The 9,457-nt window shown below is 58.3% G+C and carries 6 protein-coding genes; all 6 read left to right on the top strand.

Annotated features, from left to right (window positions below):
* Positions 1 to 200: 200 nt before the first annotated feature.
* Positions 201 to 2,345, top strand: a complete 2,145-nt coding sequence (locus AAHB08_RS13410) for a type I secretion system permease/ATPase (protein ID WP_342059205.1) — start codon at positions 201 to 203, stop codon at positions 2,343 to 2,345.
* Positions 2,338 to 3,753 carry an HlyD family type I secretion periplasmic adaptor subunit gene (locus AAHB08_RS13415; RefSeq protein WP_202046047.1) on the top strand — a complete coding sequence of 472 codons (1,416 nt, stop codon included), beginning with the start codon at positions 2,338 to 2,340 and terminating at the stop codon, positions 3,751 to 3,753. The genes AAHB08_RS13410 and AAHB08_RS13415 overlap by 8 nt, the downstream gene beginning before the upstream one ends.
* 35 nt (positions 3,754 to 3,788) lie before the next feature.
* Positions 3,789 to 5,120: a TolC family outer membrane protein gene (locus AAHB08_RS13420; protein ID WP_139436708.1), complete on the top strand. Its 1,332-nt coding sequence runs from the start codon at positions 3,789 to 3,791 to the stop codon at positions 5,118 to 5,120.
* A 99-nt stretch (positions 5,121 to 5,219) separates the two neighbouring features.
* Positions 5,220 to 5,990, top strand: a complete 771-nt coding sequence (locus AAHB08_RS13425; RefSeq protein WP_409241611.1) for a transglutaminase-like cysteine peptidase — start codon at positions 5,220 to 5,222, stop codon at positions 5,988 to 5,990.
* 3 nt (positions 5,991 to 5,993) lie between these two features.
* Positions 5,994 to 7,919, top strand: coding sequence for an EAL domain-containing protein (locus AAHB08_RS13430; protein WP_342059206.1), 1,926 nt, complete (start codon positions 5,994 to 5,996; stop codon positions 7,917 to 7,919).
* A gap of 269 nt (positions 7,920 to 8,188) precedes the next feature.
* A partial coding sequence (locus AAHB08_RS13435; protein ID WP_342059207.1) for a retention module-containing protein occupies positions 8,189 to 9,457 on the top strand: 1,269 nt, incomplete at its 3' end.

The raw sequence follows: 9,457 nt of genomic DNA on the forward strand, positions 1-9,457 counted from the left end.
TCAGATGACGTGCGTGGCTCCTCTCTCCCCGGCTTGACGATGTGTGAGTCTGGCGATGGCATTCGATGCCACTGCCCAGTGCGCTAATTGGGTTGTCGGTTCGCGATGATGGGATCTGCTCTGCATTCACAGGTCGCCACCAGGTTCCGGGTGATGATTTCCCTGCGACAACCGTCTGAATCATGTTTTGACAGGATGCTATGCAAGCAGAAACCAGCCATATAGATGAACTATTGGAATGCTTGGTCTTTTTGACCCGTTTTTATGGCGTACCCAATAGTCAGGATGCCCTCACCACGGGCTTGCCACTGGTCTCGGGCCGTCTGAGTACGGCGCTCTTCAGCCGCGCTGCCGAGCGTGGCGGTTTGTCCGCCCGTGAGGTGATCCAGCCACTCGAAAACATCTCTCCCCTGCTGCTGCCCTGCGTCTTGCAGACGCGGCAGGGCGGCGCCTGCATCCTGCTGGAGTGGAACAAGGACAGGAGCCAGGCCAAGGTCATCTTCCCCCAGGCCGGTGATGCGGCGCAGTGGGTCAGCACTGCCCGGCTGGGTGACGAGTACAACGGCCGGCTGTTCTTCGTCAAGAAGCAGTTCAAGTTTGATGAACGTTCCCCCAAGGTGCTGGAGACCCGGGATGGTCACTGGTTCTGGAGCACGCTGTTTGAATCCCGTGGCATCTATCGCGATGTGCTGATTGCCTCCATTCTCATCAACCTCTTTGCGGTGGCCAGTCCCCTGTTCACCATGAATGTCTACGACAAGATCGTGCCCAACCTGGCGTTCGACTCCCTCTGGGTGCTGGCGGTCGGGGCCATGGTAGTGTTCACCTTTGACTTCGTGATGCGCCAGTTGCGCAGCTACTTCATCGACATTGCCGGCAAGAAATCGGACGTGCTGCTGTCAGCCAAAATCTTTGCCAAGGTGATGGGGATGAAGATGGAGTCCCGCCCGGCCTCGACGGGGGCGTTCGCCAAGCATCTGCAGGAGTTTGAATCGGTGCGGGAGTTCTTCACCTCCGCCACCGTATCGACCCTGATTGATCTGCCGTTTGCGGTGTTCTTCCTCTTCATCATCTGGCTGTTTGCCGGCGTCATGGTGGTGGTGCCCATCGTCGCCATGCTGATCCTGGTGGCCTACAGCTTCTATATCCAGGCACCGCTCAAGCAGTCCATCGAGGAGGGCTCCCGTCTGGCCTCCCAGAAGAACGCCAACCTGATCGAAAGCATCTCCGGCCTTGAGACCGTCAAGATCTTCGGCGCCGAGAGCATGTTCCAGCACCGCTGGGAGCAGGCGGTGTCCCACATCTCTACCTGGGGCGTGCAGACCCGTCGCATCACCAACTCCATGTCTTCCCTGGCGAGCTACATCCAGCAGGTGGTGACTGTGGGCTTGGTGATCGTAGGTGTCTATCAGATATCGGAAGGGCTGGTGACCATGGGGGGCATGATCGCCGCTGTCATGTTGTCCAGCCGCGCCATCGCGCCCATGGTGCAGCTCTCCGTGCTGTCGACCCGCTACAACCAGGCCAAGTCCGCCCTGGAGATCCTGGAGAAGATCATGATGACGCCGGGCGAGCAGGAGGAGGGCAAACAGTACATTCACCACCCCATCATCCAGGGCCGCATCGAGTTCGAAAACGTCTCCTTCAAATACCCGGGCATGGAAAGCAGCACCCTGCACAACATCAACCTGCGCATCGAGCCGGGCGAAAAGGTCGCCATCATAGGCCGCATCGGCGCGGGTAAAACCACGCTGGAAAAGTTGCTGATGGGACTCTACCGACCGACAGACGGTCTGGTGCGCCTCGATGGCTTCGAGCTGGATCAGCTGCCACCGGCCGCCATTCGCCGCAACATCGGCTGTGTGCCGCAGGATGTGACCCTCTTCTTTGGCTCGGTACGGGACAACATCATGCTGGGCAACCCGCTGGTGGATGATGCCCGGGTCGTGCGCGCCGCCAAGCGGGCCGGTGTCACCAACTTTACCAATCGGGATCCCAATGGGCTGGACCGGCAGATAGGCGAGGGCGGGCGTCAGCTCTCAGGTGGTCAGCGTCAGGCCATTTTGCTGGCCCGTGCCCTGCTCAACGATCCGCCCATCCTGGTGATGGATGAGCCAACATCCAACATGGACAACCAGTCAGAGATGCATGTGAAGCAGGAGCTGGCCAGGCTGGGGCCTGAAACCACGCTGATCCTCATCACCCACAAGACTTCCATGCTGGATGTGGCCTCCCGGGTCATCGTCGTGGAGCAGGGGAAGATAGTGGCTGACGGCCCCAAGGAGACGGTGCTGCAACAACTGAAGGAAGGCAAGGTGCGGGTACAGGAGACGGCCAATGGCTAACAACTGGTTCAAGAAAACGGCACCAGACACAGTGTTGCCCGCCTCCGAGCACCTCGAGTATGTCGACGACGGTGCCGCCGCCGTCTTGCTGAGCACGCCAACCCGCGCCAAGGTGCTGCTCTGGGCCTGCTTCCTGTTCTTCATGAGTGCCATCATCTGGGCCGCCTGGGCGGAGCTTGACGAGGTCACCGTCGGTCAGGGCAAGGTCATTCCATCTCGCCAGCTGCAGGTGATCCAGAACCTGGAAGGGGGGATCGTCAAGGAGATCTTCGTCAAGGAGGGGGACATAGTCGAAAAGGGGCAGCCTCTGCTGCGCATAGACGATACCCGCTTCAAGTCGGATTTTCGCGAGCGTGAACAGGAGCTGGTGATCCTCAAGGGCGACATCGCCCGTCTGCGTGCCGAGATCCGCAGTGTGGTGGTCAAGAGAGAACCCAACCTCGGCTGGCGTGAACAGGTGGTCATCGACAAGCAGCCCATCGTCTTCCCCGAAGGGTTCGAGAACGTCTTTGCGGAATACGTGGCCCGTGAAAAGTCGGTCCAGGACGAGCGGCTCAACAACTTGAACAACCAGCTCTACATACTCGGTCAGCAGATCGAGCAGAAGGAGCAGGAGACCATAGAGCTCAATGCCAAGATAAGGACAGTGAGTCGCAGCGTGGATCTGGCTCGCCAGGAGCTGAACATCAGCCGGCCTCTCGCAAAAGAGGGTATAGTTCCTCAAGTGGAGCTAATTAAATTGGAGCGGCAGGTCAACGAGATGCAGGGCGAGCTGGAAGCCAACCGCCTGCTCATCCCCAAACTCAACTCGGTGCTGCGGGAGACCATCTCCAAGCGCAATGACATCGCCTTGAAGTTCAGAGCGGACTCCCAGACCGAGCTCAATGAACGCCAGGGCAAGCTGAGTCAGTTGTCCGAGGGCCAGGTCGGTCTGCGGGACAGGGTCGATCGGACCAGCGTGATAGCGCCTCTCAAGGGCACCATCAAGAAGCTCAAGATCAATACCCTGGGGGGCGTTGTGCAGCCGGGCATGGATCTGATGGAAATCGTGCCGCTGGAGGACACCCTGCTGGTGGAAGCCAAGGTCTCCCCCAAGGACATTGCCTTCCTGCGACCCGGACTGGAGGCCGTGGTCAAGATAACTGCTTATGATTTCACTGTTTATGGAGGTTTACATGGCAAGGTTGAGCAGATAAGCGCCGACTCGATCCAGGATGAGGAGGGCAACTCCTTCTATCTGGTTCGGGTGCGTACCGAGAAGAGTTATCTGGGCGATGAGCTTAACGCACTTCCCATCATCCCCGGTATGTTAGCCAGTGCAGATATTATTACTGGTAAAAAAAGTGTCCTAGACTACTTGCTCAAGCCCATCCTGCGGGCTAAGCAGTCGGCACTGAGAGAACGATAAGCCAACAATCTAAAAACAACATGACTGGAGATACCATGAAGAAGACGATTGTTGCCATGCTGGTTAGTGGCACCATACTGTTCCCGGGCCTGAGCCAGGCACAGACACTGGAACAGTCAGTGGCACAGTCACTGGCTACCCATCCGAAAATCAAGGAAGCTTTTGATCTCTATCAGGCACGACTGTACCAGCATGATGGAGCCAAGGGCGGCTACTATCCCACCATCGATCTGCGTGGCGGCGTTGGCTACGAGAAGACCGACAGCCCCTCGACCCGTGCGGCGCCTGCCAACTCGCAGACGATCGATGATTCCATGACCCGTAAGGAGGCCGGGATCAGCTTGCGCCAGATGCTGTTTGACGGCTTCGATGTCAGCAGCAACGTGGCCCGGACCGATGCTGCCGCCCAGGCCCAGCGTCTGGCCATGATCTCCGAGGCGGAGAACACGGCCCTGCGGGTGGCCGAGGTGTACCTCAACATGCTGCGCCAGCAGGAGATCCTGGAGCTGTCCAAGCAGAACCTGGAAACCCACGAGCAGATCCGCAGTGACATCCAGAAACGGACAGACTCAGGTTTGGGTTCGACGGCGGACCAGACCCAGATCGATGGTCGTGTGGCACGGGCCTACTCCAACCAGGCGGCCGCGGAGAACAACTATCGGGATGCCGAGAGCGAGTTCATCCGGGTCGTGAATGAGGTGCCCAAGGATCTGGTACAACCGGCCCCCAACAGCCAGTTGATCCCTGCCACCCTGGAGGACGCGCTGAAGACGGCCACCGAGGTTCACCCGACCCTGCTCTCCTCCCTGCAAGACATCGAAGAGGCCAAGTATCAGCATGAAGGCTCCAAGTCCGGGTTCTACCCGAACGTGGCCTTCGAGGTGGATCAGAACTGGAACGAGGACATCGATGCGGTCAAGGGACGCAACGACGATCTCACCGCCATGGTCCGGATGCGCTACAACCTGTTCCGTGGCGGCTCCGATCTGGCTGAAAGCAAGGCCACCTCGGCACTCTATTCCCAGGCAAAAGACATTCACCTGAATGCCTTCCGTCAGGTGGAAGAGGGGACCCGTCTCGCCTGGAATGCCAAGGAGTCGCTGGCCAAGCAGAAAGTCTTCCTGAAAGAGCACGTGGACGCCAGCTACGACACCGTACAGGCGTACAAGAAGCAGTTTGGTCTGGGACAACGGACCTTGCTGGATGTGCTGAACACGGAGAACGAACTGTTCGAGGCTCGCCGCAGCTACATCACGGCCGAGTATGATGCCCTGCTGGCGGATTACCGTATCCTCAATGCCACCGGGGGACTGCTCAATGCCATGAATGTACAGCAGCCCGCTGACTGGCAGGCCAATAACAACTGATGGTCATCGTGCTGATGTCATATCAGTCAGAAGAAATGGCTGCAGCTTGCTGCAGTCATTCTTTTATGCGTTTGGCTCTCAACTGAAGATTGCAATGGCATGCCGCAGGGGAAACATGTGACATCGTGGTGCAAGGCTGGGAGCCGCGGGCTCTTCTGGCCAGCATGGCTCATCCGCCCCGCGCAGCGTTGGCGGCTCCAGCTGTTGTGGCTGGTGCTGCTGTCTATCCCTCTGTTGCTCAGCGCCAGCCAGCCCTTGTCGTCGGAAGATCTGAAGCTGGTCAAGCGGGCGGAGGAGACCTACGGCTCTCGTGCAGGCAAGCGGGTCACCAGCTGGCGCACGCTGGCCATGCAGAACCGGGCTGCGGGTCTGACGGAGCGGCAGAAACTGGAAAAGGTGAACCAGTTTTTCAATCAGATGCGGTTTATCGATGACATCAAGCTGTGGCACAAGAAGGATTACTGGGCGACCCCGCTGGAGTTTTTGGGGGCGGCTGGCGGAGATTGTGAAGACTTCAGCATTTCCAAATACTTTACGCTGCTGGAACTTGGCATTCCGGATGAAAAAATGCGGATGGTATATGTCAAGGCATTGGATTATAACCAGTTTCATATGGTTGTTGCCTATTATGAGACGCCCGCATCAGTGCCTCTCATTCTGGACAACCTTGTCGGCGCCATTCGCCCGGCCAGTCAGCGGGCGGATCTGGTGCCAATTTACAGCTTTAACGGTAGTCACTTGTGGTTGATGAAGGCGCGTGGTCAAGGGGAACTGGCCGGGCAATCATCCCGCTTGGGATTATGGACTGACTTACGCAATCGCATGACTTCAGGGCGATTGGCTCGGCCTGTGGTGAATTTGGATGATTAACCTATGACGCTCTACAGACAACTATTGGCAACCATGCTGTTACTGTTCGGATTGCTGTTTGCCGCCACCTATTGGGTACAGTTCAATTCGACTCGCAACTATCTGGCACAGCAGCAGGAGACCACAGTCATCAACACCTCCACCGCCCTGGGTCTGGCGTTGACGCCTTATCTGGAGAACGGGGACAAGGTGAGTGCCGAATCCGTCATGAAGGCCGTGTTCGACGGTGGCTACTATCGGCTGGTCCGCCTCGATCTGCTGGCTTCCAAGGATGTCATCGAGCTGGAAAACAGCAGCGACATTCAGGGGGTGCCGCAGTGGTTTATCGGGCTGGGTCTCTTCCCTGAGGTATCCAACGAATCCATTCTGACCTCGGGCTGGCTGCAACTGGGCAAGCTGAAGATAGTGGGCCATCCGGGACAGGCCTACTACGAGCTCTGGAAGGGGATGAGCGAGCTGGCGACCTGGTTTCTGGTGGGCTTCCTGATCACCACCATACTGCTGATGCGGGCACTCAACTACCTGCTCAAACCGCTCAAGCTCATCTGCGAGCAGGCGGTCGAGATAGAGCTGCACCACTTCGGGCACGCCATTCCCGAGCCCAAGAGCCGCGAGTTGAAACAGGTGGTGCAGGCCATCAACACCCTCTCGAGCAAGCTGGCGGTGCAGTTCAAGGAGCAGGCCGATGAAGCCGAAAACCTGCGCGCCCGCGTCTATGTGGATGCGGTCTCCGGGCTCGGCAACCGCTCCTACTTCGTGGGGCAGGTCAATGCCTGGATCGCCGAGGCGGGACAGGGGGGCGTCATGCTGGTGGCCGTCGACATGCTGGACGATCTCTATCGTGAGGAGGGCTATGCCGCGCGGGACAACATGGTCAAGTCCATCGCCCAGGTGCTCAGGGAGTTGCTGGACGGCTGGGATGGTGCGGCGCTGTCCCGGATCTCGGCCACCGAATATGCCCTGCTCTGTCCTACGGATGATCTGTCGCAGCTCAAGGATCTGGCGGAGCTTATCAATAGCCGTATCGCCGATCTGGTGGTCAATCCCATGGGTGAGAGCGGAGCGCTCTCGGTCGTCGGGATCGCCGGCCGTGATGGCGATGATGATCTCTCAGCCCTGCTGACCAAGGCGGACAATGCGCTGGGCAAGGCGCGCAACGAGCGGCGGGGTGCCGTCGTCATGGAAGGGGGCTCGGATCAGGGATTGATGGGGCGTCTGGCCTGGCGTGATCTGGTACAGGATGCAATGGCCCGAAACCTGTGGCGCTTCAAGGCGCAGCCTGCCTGCCGCTTCGATGATGGCACGCGCCTGCATGCGGAGCTGTTTGCTTCCATCTCGCGCGATGGTACCGACTATTTCGCTGGCCAGTTCTTGCCCGCCATAGAGCAGTTCCAGATGGGCGCCGAGTTTGACAAGGCCGTACTGGAAGCCTGCGTGCCCTTGTTCAGGCAGCAACCCGAGCTGGTGCTGGCGGTCAACATCACCGCCGGGTCGCTCTGCTCGGATGAGTTCCTGACCTGGCTGAGAGGCTATCTGGCCGTGAACGGCGAGTTGAAGGAGAGACTGCTGTTCGAGATCCCTGAGGCCGCCATCATGAAACACAAGCAGCATGTGACCAACCTGGTCGACGTACTGCGAGAGCAGGACTTCCTGTGGGGGGTCGATCACTATGGTCGCCACTTCCAGTCCCTCGGGTATCTGGAGGAGCTGGCTCCTGCCTACGTCAAGGTGGATCATGGCTATACCAGCCAGGTCATGGAGCCGGGCGCCGATACCTCCTTCCTGGCTGCGGTCTGCCGGGCAGCCCACAATGCGGGTGTCACGACCATCGCCACCCGAGTGGAAGATCAGCAGCAGGTCGAGGTGCTGGCCAACCTGCACATAGACGGTTACCAGGGCTTCGTTCATCCGGCATTCCCACTGCCGTGAATCAGGCGATCATATTGAAAAGGGCCCCAATGAGGGCCCTTTTTTATATCCATTTAGAATATATGAAGGTGCTTTGCTGCAATGGCGATACAGAAAGCCTGAAAGGCGAGTTGTTAGTTTATTGATTTGTCTATGTAAAAATTATTCATTCGATTCGCTGCATCGGATGAAGCCAAACAGATTCAATGTTGTACATTTTTGCAACTGAAGCCCGATGAACGCGCATCTAGAGTGTAGGCATCAAGATCTGTCACCCTGGAGCAATGGATATGCGCACCCAAATCATCGACAAAACCGTCGTCGTCTCTTCCGTGGAAGGCAATGTTCAGATCCTGCTTGCCGATGGCAGCAGCCGTCCTCTCCAGCCTGGCGAGATATTGCAACCGGGCGCCAAGCTCAATATTGCCGACGATGCGAAATTGATGTTGGCACCCTACGATGACAACCCCGGACAGGCCGCAGCCGCCCCCGCCGAGACAGATACACCGGCCGAAGGGCAACCCTCATCATCGGCCGAGAACAGCAACCTCCCTCCAGAAATAGCGGCCTTGCAAGAATCCATCCTGCAAGGGGTCGACCCGACCAAGAACTTTGAAGCCGCCGCAGCCGGCGGGGCGCCTGCCGCAGGTGGGGGCGGCGGCATCGGCGGGGTCGCGGGGGCCAGTGGCAACGGCGGCTTTGTCGTCATCGATCGTATCGGTGATGCGACCATAGCCGAGGCCGGATTCGATACCAGCTATGAAACCTTGCTCGATCAGAATGTGCTGCAGGAAGACGATCTCCTGCCAGAGAATGAGCTCGATGATCTGGATGAATCTGAAGTCACCCAGGAAGACCAAGCCATCAGTGGCAACCTGCTGATCAACAGCAGCAACTCGGATGGTCCTCAAGACACATCCATTGTTTCCTATAGCTGGGGCAGCAACATCGGCATTCTGGCCGGTGTCGAGAGCTCATTGGACGGGATAGGTACCCTCATCATCAATGCCGACGGCTCCTACACCTTCACTCCGGCACTCAACTACACAGGCCCTGTACCGCCGGCCAACTACATAGTGACCAATGGCGACGACACCAATAACTCCACTCTGACTATCACCATTACCCCCACGGATGAGACAGTCTCCTTGGGCGGGCTGCAGGTCGAAGGGGGCGAGCTTGTTCTGAGTGACGCCGCATTGGCCGATGGCAGTAGCCCGAATGCTGCAGGCCTGACCAAGAGTGGCGTTTTCACCTTCAATGCGGCAGATGGTATCCAGAGCCTGGCTCTGGGGGGCGTGGTACTCATCAGTAACGGCCAGGTCATCAGCAGTTTCCCGCAGGCGATCCCGAGCCCTCTGGGCAATCAACTGTTGGTGACAGGCATCAGTTACAACCCGGTGACAGGCGCTGGCACTGTGACTTACAGCTACACCCTGAGCGATAACGAGGCTCACACTCAGCCTGCCAATGACACTGCCCTGACCGAAAGTTTCAACGTCGCGCTGACGGACAGCGACGGTGACAACACCAGCGCCAGTCTGGATGTGGTGATACAG

Source organism: Aeromonas sp. OTU364 (assembly GCF_038440395.1).
GTDB lineage: Bacteria > Pseudomonadota > Gammaproteobacteria > Enterobacterales > Aeromonadaceae > Aeromonas.

What these genes read in the sequence shown, in the direction of transcription:
- AAHB08_RS13410 (WP_342059205.1), top strand. Translation starts at nt 201, where the DNA reads ATGCAAGCAGAAACCAGCCATATAGATGAACTATTGGAATGCTTGGTC.
- AAHB08_RS13415 (WP_202046047.1), top strand. Translation starts at nt 2,338, where the DNA reads ATGGCTAACAACTGGTTCAAGAAAACGGCACCAGACACAGTGTTGCCC.
- AAHB08_RS13420 (WP_139436708.1), top strand. Translation starts at nt 3,789, where the DNA reads ATGAAGAAGACGATTGTTGCCATGCTGGTTAGTGGCACCATACTGTTC.
- AAHB08_RS13425 (WP_409241611.1), top strand. Translation starts at nt 5,220, where the DNA reads ATGCCGCAGGGGAAACATGTGACATCGTGGTGCAAGGCTGGGAGCCGC.
- AAHB08_RS13430 (WP_342059206.1), top strand. Translation starts at nt 5,994, where the DNA reads ATGACGCTCTACAGACAACTATTGGCAACCATGCTGTTACTGTTCGGA.